Here is a 16761-nt window from a genome sequence, read left to right as displayed (position 1 = left end):
ATTGTATCAAACGCTTATACACGGATAAGAATTTTGTACAGGTTTGAGTTATAGGGGCTTGACGTCAGCAGCCTGCCCCGCGCGCCGAAATACCAGCCAATATTCCCGATGCGGCTGCAGGTATACGGCGTCGCTAGGCTGACTTTTTTCCAGGGAAATCAAATAACCGTCCGCATGCTGTGACGCCCAATCGGCAAGCCGTTCAGCAGGTAAAACCGGCAGCGGCTGGGTTAATCGCCCCAAGAAATTGAATTGCCCTTGGTAATTGCCAACATAGACATAAGGAATATGCTGATCGTTAAAGCTTTTCACTTTTAACGCAGCGGGTTGCAGGTCGTATGCCGGGCCGGCATAACGAAAGAAAAATATAAATCCGACAAAAATTGCCGCCACCAGCGCTGTCGAGATTGCCGCAACCGACAACGTGCGCTTAATCCAAACCAATAGCGCCAACATCACGGCAATGGCCAACACACTCAAACCCCATGCCGGCTGCACAGTCTGGACCCAGTTCAATTTTGACAAACCCGGTACCTTGGTCAGATAAACTAAAAACACCCCGATTGCGCCGAACAGCACCGGCAGCAACCACTCGCCACCCAATCTCGGCTTTTGGGTATGCACCACCACCTTGGCTACCAACAACGCAAACGCCGGCAACATCGGAATCAAATAATGAATCTGCTTGCTGGGCAACAACGAGAACGCCACAAAGGTTGATACTAGCCAAACCAGACAAAAGCGCAAACCGCGATCATTAAAAAATCGGCTGCCGCGCAAACTGCCCCAGAAATGCGGCCAGAACAACCAGGGGAACAAAAACATCGGTAAAAAAGGCAGATACCAAAACAGCGAACGGGTATGGATTTTGGTGCTGACTGCGCGATCAGCGGTCTGATGCCACAATATCGCGTTGGCGTATTGCTCGCCACCGGCAATGGCAGCCGGAATCGCCCAGACTAGGGCTATCGCGACTCCAATCAAGGCCGCGATCAACAAGCCAGCAAACCAGCGACTGAACACAATCGAACGCGGTGCCCAAACAGCAACCAAAATTGCGGTAGGGATTAGATGCAAAAAAACCACAGGCCCTTTACTTAGAATACCGAACCCCACTGCTGCCGCAACCAGTACCCAACCCTTGCGCTCATCGCCTTGCACAACCTCCAGCAAGCCGAGCATTCCCAACAGCACCCAGCTAGTCAGCAGAATATCAAACATGATAGACGTGGCGAATAAGGTCCACAGCAAGGTTGCAATCAAGACCCACGGCGCAGCCATTGCTACCGCAGTTTGCTCCGGCCAAAGTTTTTCCGCCAATTTTCGCGTCAGCAACAGATTTGCCAAAGCAGCCAACGGCCCGACCAAACTCGGCCACCACTGATTAACGCCGAATATCCACCACCCGGCTTGAATCAGCCAAAATAATAAAGGCGGTTTATGGCTGTAGGTTTCGCCATTCAAATACGGCACCAGGAAGTCGCCGCGCAGCCACATCTCCCAAGCCACACTGAGATAGCGCGTTTCATCGATGGGAATGGTCGAGCGAAAATAAACGCTTGCGGACAACAGCAGCCAAAGCGGCACAATGCCCCAGCGGTAAATCAGTTTATCGGGTATGGTCATTTTTCGAGAAAATATCGATTCGGGGCACGGGACATCCAAGCGCCCAGAATCACACCAGCGTTATGACAAAAGCTTAAGCCAATTTCATGCCAACACTATTACAGCCAACAAAGCCCGAGACATCTCAAGCCGACATCAAAAGGCCGAGAGGATCGGTTGAAACAAACCGTTAAGCGGGTTGAATTGCCCCACTCATCACAAGGGATCAGGCGGCCACTAAGCGCCACGCCAAACTCTCTCCAGCCCGTAATGGTGTAATAGTGCCAGCCGTATCGGCATAGGCTTCCGGTACCATCCAGGCTTGCTTTTCTAAAGTAACGCTCGCAGAGTTGTGCGGCAAACCGTAAAAATCCGCGCCATAAAAACTGGCAAACCCTTCCAGCTTATCCAGTGCGCCAGCCTGTTCGAAGGCTTCGGCATACAATTCCAATGCCGCATGCGCGCTGTAACAACCTGCGCAACCGCAGCTATTTTCCTTCAACCCAGTTAAATGCGGCGCGCTATCGGTACCAAGGAAAAATTTGGGATTACCGCTGGTAGCCGCTTTTATCAAGGCTTGGCGATGATGCTCGCGCTTTAAAATGGGCAAACAATAGTAATGCGGCCGAATACCGCCCGCCAAAATGGCATTGCGGTTATAGAGCAAATGCTGCGGGGTAATAGTCGCGGCGATATTCTCGGATGCAGCTTCGACAAATTGCACCGCTTCCTGGGTCGTCAGATGCTCTACAACGATGCGTAGTGCCGGAAATTGCCGGGTGAGCTTGCTTAACTTGTTATCGATAAACAGTTTTTCGCGGTCAAAAATATCGTATTCCGCATCCGTCACTTCGCCGTGGAGTAATAGTGGTACGCCGTATTGCTCCATCGCCGCAAATAAAGGATAAGCCGCTTCAATGTCGGCGACTCCGGCATCGGAATTGGTGGTTGCTCCGGCCGGATATAGCTTGAAGGCATGAACATGCTCGGCATCGGCCACCTTTTTGATTTCCTCAACAGAGGTACTTGCCGTTAGATACAAAGTCATCAAAGGCTGAAACGTGGAGTCTGGCGGCAAAGCGGCCAAAATTTCCTGCCTGTAAAGCAAAGCCTGGGCGACCGTGGTGACCGGGGGTTTCAGATTCGGCATGATAATGGCGCGACCGAACTGCCTGGCAGTATGCCCGATCACCGTTTTTAAAATACTGCCGGTTCTGACGTGCAAATGCCAATCATCAGGTTGGCGGATGGTCAATTTATCCATAATCTCCGGGCGTTTTCATTTAAAATAGCTAGTTATTCTAACATTAAGGGCCTTGAAAATTTAAAACCCCGCCCTTAGTAAGCCGATTTAAACACTTTCAACTGGAGAAGCAGATGCCTATTTACGAATACCAATGCAATGCTTGCGGACATGAACACGAAGCCCTGCAAAAACTGGGTGCAGAGCCCTTAATCGTTTGCCCGGCCTGCAATGAAGCGGAATTAAAAAAGAAAATTTCCGCAGCGGGATTTCGTTTGAAAGGCGGCGGCTGGTACGAAACCGACTTTAAAAGCGGCAACAAGAAAAACGTCGCCGGCGAAAGCAAAGCCCCGGAAAAAGCCAGCAGTTGCAGCGGCTGCCCGAACCATAACCATTAGGAATCTCATGGTAACTGCCAGTTTTCCGAAACGACTGGCACTTCCTAATTTTTACCTATCCCCGTATTTTGATTAACCCGAGAACAACTATGCGTAGCCACAAGTGTGGAGAATTGAACACCCATCATCTAGGTCAAACCGTTGCCCTGTGCGGCTGGGTTCATCGTCGCCGTGACCACGGCGGCGTTATTTTTATCGACTTGAGAGACCGCGCCGGCTTGGTGCAAGTGGTGTTCGATCCCGATATGGCCGAAAGCTTTGCGATTGCCGAACACGTGCGCAGTGAATATGTGCTGCGTATCGAAGGTATCGTCCGCGACCGACCTGAAGGCACGCATAATCCCAATATGTCCACGGGCCAAATCGAAATTCTGGGCAAACATATCGAAGTGTTGAACGAAGCGGAAACCCCGCCGTTCCCGTTGGAAAGCGACATCGAAGTCAACGAAGAGACCCGCCTGCGTTTCCGTTACATCGATCTGCGCCGCACCGCGATGCAGCAGAAAATGAAAGTGCGCCGCGATGTGACCCGCAACCTGCGTCAATATCTGGACGACCACGAATTTTTCGAAATCGAAACACCGTATCTGACCAAGGCTACGCCGGAAGGCGCGCGCGATTACATCGTACCCAGCCGTACCCACCAAAATTCGTTTTTTGCCTTGCCGCAATCACCGCAGCTTTACAAACAGTTGCTGATGATTGCCGGCATGGACCGCTATTACCAAGTCGTGCGTTGCTTCCGCGACGAGGATTTGCGGGCTGATCGCCAGCCGGAATTTACCCAGCTGGATATCGAAACGTCATTCATGAATGAACAAGAGATCATGGCGGTAATGGAAGAAATGATCCGCCGCTTGTTCAAGGACATTATCGACGTGGATTTGGGCGACCAATTCCCGGTCATGAGTTATGCCGAAGCCATGAATCGTTACGGTTCGGACCGCCCGGACCTGCGTATCCCGCTGGAACTGGTAGACATTGCCGAAGAAATGAAAGGCGTGGATTTCAAAGTCTTCTCCGGTCCCGCCAACGATCCAAACGGCCGCGTCGTGGCCATGAAATTGCCTGAAGGCGGCGACTTGAGCCGTAGCGTGATCGACGAGCTCACCAAATTTGTCGGCATTTACGGTGCAAAAGGCTTGGCTTATATCAAAGTCAACGACTTGGCGGCCGGCGTCGAAGGCTTACAGTCGCCTATCGTCAAATTCGCCCCTGCTGAAGTCTGGGCCAAAGTCATGGCGAAAGTGGGCGCTCAAAACGGCGACCTGATTTTCTTTGGTGCCGACAAAGCCGGCATCGTCAACGAAGCCATGGGCGCTCTGCGCGTTAAGCTCGGCCTGGATCGCAATTTGTTGACCGGCCCCTGGAAACCGCTTTGGGTCGTGGACTTCCCGATGTTCGCCTGGGACGAAAAAGCCCAACGCTACACCGCAATTCACCATCCGTTTACCGCACCGAGCTGCTCGGTGGAAGAATTGGTCGCCAACCCCGGCACCGCGCTGTCTCGCGCTTATGACCTGGTGTTGAACGGCACCGAAGTCGGCGGCGGCTCGATCCGGATCAACCGCACTGCGATGCAACAAACCGTATTCGACATTCTCGGCATAGGCCACGAAGAAGCCCGCGAAAAATTCGGCTTCCTGCTGGATGCCTTGAAATACGGCGCGCCTCCGCATGGCGGTATCGCCTTTGGCTTGGACCGTCTGGTGATGTTAATGACCGGCGCCAGCTCGATCCGCGACGTCATAGCGTTCCCGAAAACCCAGACTGCCGCTTGCCCATTATTCAATGCGCCGGCATTGGTCAGCGAAGAACAATTGAAAGAATTGGGTATCAGACTGCGTACCCCTGCCGGCAAAACCGAAAAGCAGGATTAAGGTAAATCTGAGGGCGGACTGTCTTGTCCGCCCTTTGTTCTTGTTAAGCTTACCACCGGATACCTTGGGAAGCAGTCATGCAAGGTATTGATATACGTCAAAAAATCCCACCAAATACTCGTTGACTTTTTTTGCCAAATTGATAAGTTAATCACGTTATTTTTATTAAATAACAGATCCTGGTTGCGGATCTTCGCATGGCATAAGGATTACCGCCCAACACTCCTAATGAGGAGGGGGATGCTATGAATAAAATAACTCCACATCTACTTCGCGATTTGAACGCCACCCTTCCTGAGGGTGCAGAGTGCTATCTGTGCGGCGCAGTCAGAAGAGCGCTACACCATTACCGCAAGGGTCGCGAACCCGTGGCCTACCTAGACAAAGATCAAGCTCTACCGGTGCTAGCCCATCGCCTTGGCCGCGGCCTTAGACGCTTTTTCGTAGACGACATACAAACAGCGCTAGATGCTGCAGACCATCCGGACCAGCAAAAAAGCTCGCTCAGCTGGCCCTACTAAATAAATCGATTAATCGTTTTTAGGGACACCTACCGACTACATCCCCCTTCGACGAAGGGGGAGTTTTTTCAAGCCTTTCAACATTGAGCCTCAAACGCGGACCGGAAAAGCCAGCACATCACTGATAGACTCGCTGCCCAGAGCAATCATCAGCAGCCGATCCAAACCAATTGCTACCCCGCTGCAATCCGGCAAACCGAATTTCAATGCCTGCAAAAATGCTTCATCTTTGCTAACTACCGGCAAGTCATGGCTTAGCCGATAAGCAATTTCCTTATCAAAACGCGCCTCCTGTTCAACAGGATCAACCAGCTCATAAAAGCCGTTGGCCAACTCCACACCGTTGATGAACACTTCAAAACGCTCACTGAGCCGAGAGTCATCGGCATTCAGGCGCGCCAGCGAAGACTGTATCGCCGGATAGCTATGCAGCAAATAAATCGTATCTTTCTCCATCGTCCGCTGGACGCAATGGCTAAAAATAAAATCCAGCCACAAGGTATGGTCGCCGCCGCATAGGTTGACAGCTTCCGGAAGCGCGTTCGCAGCTGCATAAGCTTGATAATCGCTGTTGCAAAACACCAAAGGATCCAAGCCGGTGGCATCCAAAAATAGCTGTTGGTAGCTGATTTGCCGAGTTGGCAATTCTGCATGGAAAGGCTGCAATAGCTGCTGCAACAATTCGGCGACTTCGGTCATCAATTGCCGCAAATCGTAGCCAACCCGGTACCATTCCAAAATCGTGAATTCCGGATTGTGATACCGCCCGGCTTCGCCGTTCCTAAAGGCCTTGCAGATCTGATAAATACTGCCGCTACCAGCGGCCAACAACCGTTTCATCGCGAACTCAGGCGAGGTTTGCAGAAACAGCGTGGATCGGGTGGGGGGAACGTTAAACTGACTGCTGAAAAAATCCAGCTGCGGATCGGTGCCGGTGGCTGGGCACAATAGCGGCGTCTCGACTTCCAACACATCCCGTGCCTCGAAAAAACGCCGTATCGCCGCCAGCATTTGCGCGCGAGTGCGCAAATGCGCCAGTGGGCAGCTCGGCTGCCAGCTTACCGTCACTCTTTGACGCGGGACACGTACTCGCCGGTACGGGTGTCGACTTTAATGACTTCGCCGATTTGCACAAACAAGGGTACGCGCACCACGGCACCGGATTCCAGGGTTGCCGGTTTACCGCCGCCGCCGGACGTATCGCCCTTCAGACCGGGATCGGTTTCGGTGATGGCCAATTCTACGAAATTGGGCGGGGTAACCGATAACGGCGAGTCGTTCCACAAGGTCATCGTGCAGATGTCTTGCTCTTTCAGCCATTTGATCGCATCGGACACCGCATTTTTATCGGCTTGGTACTGCTCAAATGTATCCGGCACCATGAAATGCCAGAATTCGCCATCGCTATACAGATACTGCATTTCTTTATCAACGACGTCCGCACCTTCGACGGTATCGCCGGATTTGAAGGTACGCTCGATCACCCGGCCGGTTTTCAGATTTCTGATCCTGACCCGATTGAACGCCTGCCCCTTACCCGGCTTCACAAACTCGTTTTCGATAATCGAACAAGGGTCGTTGTCCAGCATGATTTTCAAACCGCCCTTGAACTCGTTGGTGCTAAAAGTCGCCATTTTTTCCTCGTGAAACAAATAATAGTCGGACGATTATAATGGATAAGATTTTTAATCGGAAACCGGAGCAGCATTGAACACCCAAACCGCCGGCTGGCAACAGGCGCTGGCCGACGCATTTACCAGCGTCGAGGCCCTTTGTGACTATTTGAATATTTCAACAGACAGCGTGGCATTGCTGCCGGATTTCAAAGCCTTTCCGCTCCGTGTGCCGCGCGGCTTTGCTGATTGCATGCGCCGCGGCGATCCAAATGACCCCTTGCTGAGACAAGTGCTGCCGACTCAGAACGAACTGATCGACTATCCCGGCTACAGCCATGATCCGGTAGGCGACCTTGGCGCGGTCGCCGAAGCAGGTATCATTCATAAGTATCACGGCCGGGTATTATTGATCAGCACCGGCGCTTGCGCAGTGCACTGCCGGTATTGTTTTCGGCGGAATTTTCCTTATGCGGAATTGCAGTTGTCAACGCAAAAAATTCAACAAGCGCTTAGCTACATCATTAGCCATCCGGAAATCAGCGAAGTCATCCTCAGTGGCGGCGACCCCTTGCTGCTAAATGACGAAAAACTCGGCCAGCTGTTGGCACGGTTAGGTGAGATTGAACATATCAAACGTATTCGCATTCATAGCCGAGTGCCCATCGTGCTACCAATGCGCATCACCCAACCACTGCTCAACTCTTTCTCCAGCCTGTCGCAACAAGTTGTGATGGTATTTCACGCCAATCATGCGAATGAGCTGAGTGCTGCCGTTGGAGCTATTTGCGGCGATTTACGCCGCCACGGCATCACTTTATTGAACCAAAGCGTTCTGCTAAAGGGAGTTAACGATGCCGGCCGCACTCTCTGCGAACTGAGCGAAAAGCTGTTTGAACTAGGTATTTTGCCTTACTACCTGCATGTACTGGATCACGCCAGCGGCACCGGTCATTTTGAAGTCTCCGAAACCACCGCCCGGCAATTGCTCGAAGATATGCAAAGCCATCTACCCGGTTATCTGGTTCCCAAGCTGGTTAAAGAACAGGCCGGAGCAGCCTATAAAATCCCAATTTGCTGAGCACCGGACAGTTTTCCGGCGACATGGATTCACATTTACCGATACCCGGTCTAAGATTTTTCCCGTCCCTCCCGGCCAGATCCCCGACATCAGCAAACTATGACAGATAAACTTGCCAATACTGCCAATCAGATACGCCGGTTCGTGCTGGTCGCAGTGTGTTTACTGTTGATAGGTGAGATTACCGTTGTGCTCTATCAAAACATAAACGGCACGAGTGAGCTGACCAAAATATTGATAGTTTTGCTGCCCGGACTGGCTGTCTTGTTGATTTTTAGCGAACTGCTGTCAAATCGGCAAATTTTATCCTCCGGACTGACACCCATCGGCGACTTTTACGACCATCTCGCCCAATCCGCCATCGTGGTCGATAATCAGGGGATTATTCGCCATGCCAACCAGGCAGCCGCTTTGTCGGTGGGCAAGTCCCCGGCGGAATTAGTCGGACAAACCATACACGCCTGGTTTCACCCGACCCACCATGCCGAAACAGAGTGCCCCTTATGCCAACATATCATGGCCGGCAAGGCTATGCAGGCCAGCGACTTTGCCTTTCCAAATCAAACATGGCAGCAAATCTCGCTTACCCGCCTGTCCACGCAGAACACCAGCGAATTAATTCAGTTCCATATCGACATCACGCCGCGAAAACAAATTGAAGAACAATTGGCCCTGGTCATAGACGGCGCCCAGCTAGGCTACTGGGATTGGAATTATCTAAGCGGCGAACATTCAGTGAATCAACGTTGGCTGGACATGTTGGGACTAAGTCATGACGAATTGGATAACTATGTCAGCGACTGGGACAAACGCCTGCATCCGGACGACAGACAACGAGTGAAACAGTTCGTTGCCAAACATATAGCCTCCGACCGCCCCTATGTCGTGGAATTTCGCATGCGCCATAAACTCGGCCATTGGGTATGGATACAAGGTTCCGGCGCCGTTGTCGCGTACGATCCGGTCAGCGGTGGTCCAAGTCGGCTATGTGGCACGCACCAAGACATCAGCGTGCGGAAGCAGTCGGAGCATAATCTGCAACGCGCGTATCAAATTATCAGCCAGAGCGCGGCAGTGGTATTGAAATGGAATAATTCCGAAGGATTACCGATAGAATTCGCCACTGAGAACGCCCGCCAGCTATTCGGCTACAGCGTCGAACAATTGATTACCGGCAATCTGTTTTATCTCAACCTGATCCATCCCGACGATGTCGGGGTTTTCCTTCGCGAGATCGCCACCTGCCGCAACGATCCGGACTGTTCCGAAATAGCGCATCAACCCTATCGGATCGTCGCCCAAAACGGCGGCATAAAATGGGTGCAAGACCGCAAGATGGTGGTGCGCAACGAGCAAGGCAAGATTATCGACTATCAGGGTCTGGTGAGTGACATCACTCAGCAGCGTCAGCAATCCAGTGTGATTAGGAATATCGTCTCCAGCAACCTGCCGCAAAGTGCCACGTCGCTGCTGGATAATCTGACGCTATTGACCGTGGAAACCCTGGGAGCCGATTTTGCATTAATTGCCGAAACAACGGGCAATGGGCGTGCCCGTAGCCTATCGCTTTGCGCAAAAGGCAAAATTGTCGGTAACCGCGAATTCAGCCTAGATAATTCGCCTTGCCGCGAGGTGGCCGCCGGCACTATTTGTTGTGTCGAACACGACGCAGCGGAACGATTCCCCGACGCCGACTGGCTGCGACGCCAACAAATTCAAGGTTATCTGGGCATTCCATTACACGACAAACAACAAAATAGTTTCGGATTTATCTCGGTATCCTACTGTCGGCCGATTCCCGATACTACCTTTGCCACAGACACCCTGAAATTATTCGCGTTGCAAATTACCGCCGAACTGGAACGCAGCCGTGCCATCAATGCACTGCAAGACCAAAAACAGCGCTTACTGGATGCGCAAAGTATTTCCCATATCGGCGATTGGCATTGGCATTTGCCGGGCAATCACTTTAGCTGGTCGGACGAAATGTATCGGATCACCGCAACCAGTAAAGCGGTTTTTACCCCCAACTTTTCCAGCATTTTAAGCACGCTGATTCATCCGGACGACCAAAGCTTTTTCAAAACATCGATGCAAAACGCGATCAGTAGCGGCAGTCTCGATTTCAGACATCGGATAGTGCTCGGTAACGACCAAATTCGTCATGTCCACCAACGCGGACAAGTTATTCGCGACGTTAATGACAAACCCACTGGCGTTCAAGGCACCATGCAAGACATCACCGACCGGCTGCAAACCGAGCAACGGCTGTTGGAAGCCAAGCAGCAGGCAGAACAGGCAACACGGGTAAAATCGGAATTTCTCGCCAATATGAGCCACGAAATCCGCACGCCGATGAATGCCATTATCGGCTTGGTTGAATTATGTCTGAACAGCAGTATCTCCGCCAAACAGCGCGACTACCTGGAAAGAGTGGAAACCGCGTCACGCTCGTTGATGACCATCATTGACGACATTCTGGACTTTTCCAAAATGGAAGCCGGAAAAATGCAACTGGAATCCGTACCTTTTCTATTGGAAGAAATGCTGGATAAGGTATTTTCCACGATGTCGGAACTTTGCGCCAGCAAAGGCATAGCCTTGATTCGCCCACCTAAGACGCTAACTTTTCTCCCGGTGATCGGCGACCCGCAACGGCTAAGGCAAATTTTTATCAATCTGATCGGGAATGCGATCAAATTTACCGAACATGGAGAGGTAAGAGTCACGCTCACCGAACTTAAGCGCTCTGCGCAACAGACTTGTTTGCAGTTTAGTATCAGCGATACCGGCATCGGCATGAATGCAGAAAAACAAGCCAAACTATTCCAGGCGTTCAGCCAAGGCGACAGTAGCGTCACACGTCATTACGGCGGCACGGGCTTGGGCCTGATCATTTCCAAACAATTGGTAGAACAAATGGGCGGAACGATAAGCGTCGCCAGCCAAGAAAACCTGGGCTCGACATTTACCTTTAGCGTCAAACTGGGCATCACCAGCGTTGCTTCGATACGCAACGCGCAATACCAACAAAAGCTCCCCCTCGATAGCGGGAAATTGCAACATATCAGCGGCGCCCGAGTATTGCTGGTTGAAGACAACGAAGTGAATCGAATTGTGGCCATCGAGTTGCTGGAACAAGCACATTTGCAAGTCGACGTGGCCGAAAACGGCGAAATCGCCTTGGGCAAACTGCAACAAACCACTTACGACTGCGTGCTAATGGATGTGCAAATGCCGGTGATGGATGGCTATCAAACCACCAAACAACTGCGAACACTCCCCGGCTGTCAAACCTTGCCGGTCATAGCGATGACCGCTAACGCAATGAGTAATGATCGCAACAAATGCTTTCAAGCCGATATGGACGATTTCATCAGCAAACCGATATTACCGGAAACGCTTTACGCCACGCTGGCAAAATGGATTAAACCGCGAGCCGACGGGATACCCCAGACCGATCCCAACAGCGAACAGTTGGAAAGCAATCCGCTTCCTTATCTGTATGGCATAGACACCTCGGCCGGCTTACAACATACGGCCGGGAATCTTGCCGTCTATCGAAAAGTGTTACTAAAATTTGCTGAAAACCATGCGGATACCATGAACGAAATCGGCCAAGCCTTCATACATAACCAGCACGACAAGGCCTATCAATTAGTCCATACTTTGAAAGGCTTAGTCGGCTCCCTCGGAGCGTTACAATTGCAAAGCCACTTAGTACGGCTGGAAGAGTCGCTAATCGATTTCCGCGCCAATATTGCCGACGTCCCGTATATCGATAGTAATATTGCCGCCACAACACTGGAGATGAGCAAGGTTATCAGCAGCATCAACAGTAATTTGGCCAACAGCGAAAGCCACGGCGACGGTGAACTGCGCTACTCGACACTGGAAACTCGGCAACAACTAGCCATATTGATTGATAAACTGCAAACCTTCGATTCCGACTCGGACCAGCAACTTGAGCGGATTATGCGCCATATCGATGATAAAGCTCTGCTGCAAATCTTATTGCCCATCAAAAAACAAATTGCCAATTACCAGTTTGTAGATGCCGCGCAAGCTCTCAACCACATACTGGAACATCGGATATAGGAAAATGGAAAGTAGAAACACGCATACCATTCTGGCCGTGGATGATAGCCCGGAAAATCTGGATCTTATCAAGAATATTCTCGAACCCCATTACACGGTAAAAGTAGCCGTGCATAGCGAACTGGCGTTACATATCGCCACCAGCCAGCTTCCTGATCTGATCCTACTGGACATCATGCTGGACGACATGGATGGTTATGAAATATGCCACCAGCTCAAGTCGTCGGATAAAACCCGCAATATTCCGATTATTTTTCTGACCGCTAAACACTCGGAAGAAGATGAGGTACACGGTTTCCGAATCGGCGGTAGCGACTACATCACCAAACCGTTTTCGCCATCGATTGTTTTAGCAAGAGTACGCACTCAAATACAGCTAAAAACTAAATCCGATTTATTGGAAAAACTGGCATCGTTGGATGGACTGACCGAGATACCCAACCGCAGAGCGTTTGACGCCGCCCTGGAACGCCAATGGAACCAGTCCAAACGCACCGGCATGCCGCTCTCGTTGTTAATTGCCGATATTGACAATTTCAAACAATTTAACGACTACTTTGGCCACCCTATGGGCGACGAGTGCCTGAAACGGGTGGCGCGTGCCTTGCAAACAATTACCCACAGACCCGAAGACTTGGTAGCCAGATTGGGCGGTGAAGAGTTCGCCATCCTGCTTCCCAACACCGACAGCATAGGCGCCCTGATGCGTGCCGAGCAGTACCGCGAAGCCATAGAGAATCTGAAAATACGGCACACACAGAACAATCCCAACAATTTCGTGACCATATCCCTCGGGGTTGCGACGCTACAGGCCCACACGTTCGACGACGTTGCCAGTTTATTGAAAGCAGCGGACGATGCGTTATATCAGGCCAAGCATCAAGGGCGGAATCGTATCTGCGCGAATAACTTGTCCAACGGCAGGTAGTTTAGAGATCTGCGCGTCGTTCCCGTTTCGGAAAGCGTCTATAATCCCCGCTAATACACTCGATACCTTATTACCTCGGCTTTTTGTTTATGCATCTTTACCTCGACTTTAATGCTTCCTATCTTGCCGCGTTTGTAATGGGTTTATTCAGCAGCCTGCATTGCATAGGCATGTGCGGCTCCATTATCGGTACCCTGACTTACAGCCTGAAACCCGAACTTCGTAACGATAAGCGCCGTCTGTTCGGCATCGTGCTCAATTACAACATCGGCCGGGTTCTCAGCTACGCGATGGCCGGTGCCTTGGTTGGCGTGCTAGAGGCCTTCTTAACTTTACCTTTTGCTCAAGGTCAAGCGCACAGATTTTTGCAACTCCTCTCCGCCGTGGTGATGGCGGGTGCAGGGCTTTACCTTGGCGGCTGGTTTCCGTACTTTGCCTATATAGAAAAAATGGGCGCGCGCTTCTGGAAACTGATCGAACCATTCGGCCGCCGATTGATTCCGGTACAAAACCGCACCCAAGCTTTATTGTTTGGTATGGTGTGGGGCTGGCTACCCTGTGGCCTGATTTATACGGCATTGGCACTAGCAGTTACCACGGGGAGCATTACCCACAGCGCGCTCACGATGTTAGCATTTGGATTGGGCACTTTACCTGCCGTAATGGGTGTCGGTATAATGACCTCATTACTGGCGAGGCTTTCGAAAATCCGGCACTTTAAACACGCGGTGGCAGCCTTGTTTATTATCTTTGCGCTATTGGCAGCCTTCCCATGGCTCTATCCGATGCGCGTTGAACACATCATGACGTTTTGAGAGGTTTTACAGTGGATAACTTCGATCCTATTATTGGACAATCTCCCGCAATCGAAGCATTGATTCGCAGCGCTCGTATCGTTGCGGCGACCGACGTTACCGTGCTGATCAAAGGCGAAACCGGCACGGGAAAAGAAGTACTGGCAACGGCCATTCAAAAGGATAGCCCGCGCGCAAATAAACCTTTCATTGCCTTAAATTGCGCAGCACTCCCTGAGGGTCTGGTTGAATCAGAAATATTCGGCCATAAGAAAGGCGCTTTTACCGGCGCAGTATCGGACAAGCAAGGTTTGTTTCAGGCAGCCGATGGCGGCACATTGTTTCTGGACGAAATCAATTCTTTACCCTTGGGAATCCAGGCGAAACTTTTGCGCTTTCTGGAGTCGGGAGAATGTTTACCCGTTGGCGGCACCAAACCCTACATGGTGAATGTGCGCGTGATTGCTGCCTCCAATGCCGACCTCACCAAGCTGATAGAAAACGGTCAATTTCGTCAGGACTTGTATTTCCGCTTAAATGTAGTGCCGCTGGAATTGCCGGCATTGCATCAGCGCACCGAAGATATAGAAATACTGGCGAAACACTTTTTCACACACTTCTCGGCCGCACATTCCCTGGAACCCCCTACTTTCAGTAGACAAGCCATAAAAACGCTGCGCAGCTACAAATGGCCGGGCAATGTACGTGAATTGCGCAATCTTTGCGAAAGACTAAGTATTCTGCTGGCGGGCAAAGTAATCGAGCCGGAAAATCTGCCCCACGAATTTAACCGCAGCGCAATAACAGTCAGCTCGGACTTTACTTTGCCGGAGTTGGGTCTACAACTAGATGCACTGGAAGCAGATATGATTCTGCAAGCTTTGAACAGAACCAAGGGCAATCGCAGCAAATCGGCGCGCTTATTGGGCATTTCCAGAGACACCTTGCTTTACCGGATTCAAAAGCACGGCTTGGCAACACACTAAGCCATACGGTTTACCGGGGGCTGCATGGTTCAGCCCCAACCTGCACTTAAACAGCTCGCCGCCTGACCCACTGCACAGTAACATTATCGCTTTTACCTTGAGCGCGTAATACCGCCATTTTTGCCATCTTCTGCAACTCCGGCTTTCCGCTGCGCTCTTGCGATAACGCCAACAATTCCTGTTCCTTTACAAACTCCCAAAAACCGTCGCTACAGAGCAGAAAGGTTTCGCCGCATTTCATCGGTGGGAAACAGGCAATATCCACCGCAGGCGTACTCAACACATTGATGCTTCGCGTGAGCTTATGCTGGTCGGGATGAACCCCCATCTCCCATTCGCTGATTTTTCCCTCGTTAAACAGTTGTTGGGGCACCGAATGATCTTTTGTACGCCATAGGACTTGCTCGGAATTGATCCGATAAACTCGCGAATCTCCGCAATGCGCCACTATCGCTCGCTCCTGGTCCAGATACAGAATTGCGCAGGTGGTGTGGGCATCGCTTGCAAACGGATCGTCGGCAAATAGTTCACTCATATTCCTAACAGCTTCCGCAATCCAAGCAGCCATGACCGTTTCTGCCTTCACTGAGGCTATATGAGCATGATATTTTTCCGCCAGAGCAATCAAGCTACGGCAAAAAAATTGTGACGCTTTTTCGCCGGAGTAATGTCCGCCTAATCCGTCAGCGACCACAAATAATGCGTAATCAGCGCACACCCGGTGCGCCATGCAATCCTGATTGACCTCGCGATTGCCTATCGAAGTTAATTGATAAAACTCGAGTTCGTTCTGCATTACATCAACCGTGTAAACGCGACTCCCGCATGACGCGCTTCATATCCCTGACCGCGCTACCCAAGCCGGAAAACAACGCTTGCGCAATCAAGGAATGACCAATATTTAGCTCAACAATCTGCTCAATCCGGCAAATAGCCTCCACATTGGCGATATTCAAGCCGTGGCCGGCATTCACTTGCAATCCTGCTTGGTGCGCGTAAGCCGCAGCCGTGCGGATTCGTTGCAATTCTTGCTCCCGCTCTAGTTTACTTGCAGCATCGGCATAGCGGCCGGTATGTAACTCCACCACCGGCGCCCCCACCTGAACCGCCGCATCGATTTGCCGACAATCCGGATCGATAAACAAGGAGACTTCTATATTCGCATCCGCCAATTGTTGGCAGGCAGAACGCATCTTATCCGCAGCGCCCGCCACATCCAGACCACCTTCAGTCGTCAATTCCTCTCGGCGCTCCGGTACCAAACAACAAGCTTGCGGCTCTACTTTAACCGCAAACGCCAACATGGCTTCTGTCACGGCCATCTCCAGATTCAACCGGGTGTGCAACATATCCTTTAACAAATAAATATCTCTGTCCTGAATATGCCGCCTGTCTTCGCGCAAATGCGCGGTAATACCGTCGGCACCGGCTTGCTCGGCGATCAGCGCAGCCTGCACAGGCTCGGGATAACGAGTACCTCTAGCCTGGCGCAAGGTCGCAACATGGTCGATGTTGACACCTAATAAGATGATTTGTTTTTCCATTGAATATGAGTCCGCAAGCGGATGAGAAAGAGGGATGAAAGACGGTCAATCCATCCTGACCTTTGTCTTT

General features: G+C 51.3%; 14 protein-coding genes. 8 read left to right on the top strand and 6 right to left on the bottom strand.

Annotated features, from left to right (window positions below):
- Positions 1-48 precede the first annotated feature (48 nt).
- Together CWO84_RS20775 and pyrC are read right to left on the bottom strand one after the other, a co-directional pair.
- Complete coding sequence (locus CWO84_RS20775; protein WP_101054940.1) at positions 49-1626, bottom strand: glycosyltransferase family 39 protein; 1578 nt, start codon at positions 1624-1626, stop codon at positions 49-51.
- 205 nt (positions 1627-1831) lie between these two features.
- Positions 1832-2869 carry a dihydroorotase gene (pyrC, locus tag CWO84_RS20770; RefSeq protein WP_101054938.1) on the bottom strand — a complete coding sequence of 346 codons (1038 nt, stop codon included), beginning with the start codon at positions 2867-2869 and terminating at the stop codon, positions 1832-1834.
- A 113-nt stretch (positions 2870-2982) separates the two neighbouring features.
- Here pyrC and CWO84_RS20765 point away from each other — a divergent pair, with 113 nt between their 5' ends.
- From CWO84_RS20765 to CWO84_RS20755, 3 genes are all read left to right on the top strand, one after another.
- On the top strand, positions 2983-3246 hold the full coding sequence (locus tag CWO84_RS20765) for an FmdB family zinc ribbon protein (protein ID WP_026603920.1): 264 nt from the start codon (positions 2983-2985) through the stop codon (positions 3244-3246).
- An 89-nt stretch (positions 3247-3335) separates the two neighbouring features.
- Complete coding sequence (aspS, locus tag CWO84_RS20760) at positions 3336-5126, top strand: aspartate--tRNA ligase (RefSeq protein WP_101054936.1); 1791 nt, start codon at positions 3336-3338, stop codon at positions 5124-5126.
- Between the two features lie 245 nt (positions 5127-5371).
- Positions 5372-5647: a hypothetical protein gene (locus CWO84_RS20755; RefSeq protein WP_101054934.1), complete on the top strand. Its 276-nt coding sequence runs from the start codon at positions 5372-5374 to the stop codon at positions 5645-5647.
- A 90-nt stretch (positions 5648-5737) separates the two neighbouring features.
- Here CWO84_RS20755 and epmA read toward each other — a convergent pair whose 3' ends face one another.
- A complete protein-coding gene (gene epmA, locus CWO84_RS20750) occupies positions 5738-6715 on the bottom strand; it encodes an EF-P lysine aminoacylase EpmA (protein ID WP_101054932.1) in 978 nt (325 codons plus the stop codon).
- On the bottom strand, positions 6712-7281 hold the full coding sequence (efp, locus tag CWO84_RS20745) for an elongation factor P (protein ID WP_033155525.1): 570 nt from the start codon (positions 7279-7281) through the stop codon (positions 6712-6714). Before efp ends, epmA begins: the two co-directional genes overlap by 4 nt.
- A gap of 73 nt (positions 7282-7354) precedes the next feature.
- Between efp and epmB the strand changes: the two genes are divergently transcribed.
- From epmB to CWO84_RS20720, 5 genes are all read left to right on the top strand, one after another.
- A complete protein-coding gene (epmB, locus tag CWO84_RS20740) occupies positions 7355-8341 on the top strand; it encodes an EF-P beta-lysylation protein EpmB (RefSeq protein ID WP_101054930.1) in 987 nt (328 codons plus the stop codon).
- 99 nt (positions 8342-8440) lie between these two features.
- On the top strand, positions 8441-12439 hold the full coding sequence (locus tag CWO84_RS20735; protein WP_101054928.1) for a PAS domain-containing protein: 3999 nt from the start codon (positions 8441-8443) through the stop codon (positions 12437-12439).
- 4 nt (positions 12440-12443) lie between these two features.
- Positions 12444-13367, top strand: a complete 924-nt coding sequence (locus CWO84_RS20730) for a diguanylate cyclase (RefSeq protein ID WP_033155528.1) — start codon at positions 12444-12446, stop codon at positions 13365-13367.
- 89 nt (positions 13368-13456) lie between these two features.
- Entirely contained in the window at positions 13457-14182 is a 726-nt protein-coding gene (locus tag CWO84_RS20725; protein WP_020485298.1) for a sulfite exporter TauE/SafE family protein, read from the top strand.
- Positions 14183-14193: 11 nt separating this feature from the next.
- Complete coding sequence (locus tag CWO84_RS20720) at positions 14194-15147, top strand: sigma-54 dependent transcriptional regulator (protein ID WP_033155529.1); 954 nt, start codon at positions 14194-14196, stop codon at positions 15145-15147.
- Positions 15148-15193: 46 nt separating this feature from the next.
- Here the strand turns inward: CWO84_RS20720 and CWO84_RS20715 are convergent, their stop codons facing one another.
- Complete coding sequence (locus CWO84_RS20715) at positions 15194-15943, bottom strand: PP2C family serine/threonine-protein phosphatase (protein ID WP_101054926.1); 750 nt, start codon at positions 15941-15943, stop codon at positions 15194-15196.
- A 4-nt stretch (positions 15944-15947) separates the two neighbouring features.
- Complete coding sequence (pdxJ, locus tag CWO84_RS20710; protein WP_101054924.1) at positions 15948-16691, bottom strand: pyridoxine 5'-phosphate synthase; 744 nt, start codon at positions 16689-16691, stop codon at positions 15948-15950.
- Positions 16692-16761: the final 70 nt, after the last annotated feature.

The organism is Methylomonas sp. Kb3 (assembly GCF_002834115.1).
Taxonomy (GTDB): domain Bacteria; phylum Pseudomonadota; class Gammaproteobacteria; order Methylococcales; family Methylomonadaceae; genus Methylomonas; species Methylomonas defluvii.
The sequence above is the reverse complement of the archived record's forward strand: the minus strand, read 5'-3'. Positions and strand labels throughout refer to the sequence as shown.

What these genes read in the sequence shown, in the direction of transcription:
- aspS (WP_101054936.1), top strand. Translation starts at nt 3,336, where the DNA reads ATGCGTAGCCACAAGTGTGGAGAATTGAACACCCATCATCTAGGTCAA.
- CWO84_RS20735 (WP_101054928.1), top strand. Translation starts at nt 8,441, where the DNA reads ATGACAGATAAACTTGCCAATACTGCCAATCAGATACGCCGGTTCGTG.
- CWO84_RS20765 (WP_026603920.1), top strand. Translation starts at nt 2,983, where the DNA reads ATGCCTATTTACGAATACCAATGCAATGCTTGCGGACATGAACACGAA.
- efp (WP_033155525.1), bottom strand. Translation starts at nt 7,281, where the DNA reads ATGGCGACTTTTAGCACCAACGAGTTCAAGGGCGGTTTGAAAATCATG.
- pyrC (WP_101054938.1), bottom strand. Translation starts at nt 2,869, where the DNA reads ATGGATAAATTGACCATCCGCCAACCTGATGATTGGCATTTGCACGTC.
- CWO84_RS20730 (WP_033155528.1), top strand. Translation starts at nt 12,444, where the DNA reads ATGGAAAGTAGAAACACGCATACCATTCTGGCCGTGGATGATAGCCCG.
- CWO84_RS20725 (WP_020485298.1), top strand. Translation starts at nt 13,457, where the DNA reads ATGCATCTTTACCTCGACTTTAATGCTTCCTATCTTGCCGCGTTTGTA.
- CWO84_RS20755 (WP_101054934.1), top strand. Translation starts at nt 5,372, where the DNA reads ATGAATAAAATAACTCCACATCTACTTCGCGATTTGAACGCCACCCTT.
- CWO84_RS20715 (WP_101054926.1), bottom strand. Translation starts at nt 15,943, where the DNA reads ATGCAGAACGAACTCGAGTTTTATCAATTAACTTCGATAGGCAATCGC.
- pdxJ (WP_101054924.1), bottom strand. Translation starts at nt 16,691, where the DNA reads ATGGAAAAACAAATCATCTTATTAGGTGTCAACATCGACCATGTTGCG.
- CWO84_RS20775 (WP_101054940.1), bottom strand. Translation starts at nt 1,626, where the DNA reads ATGACCATACCCGATAAACTGATTTACCGCTGGGGCATTGTGCCGCTT.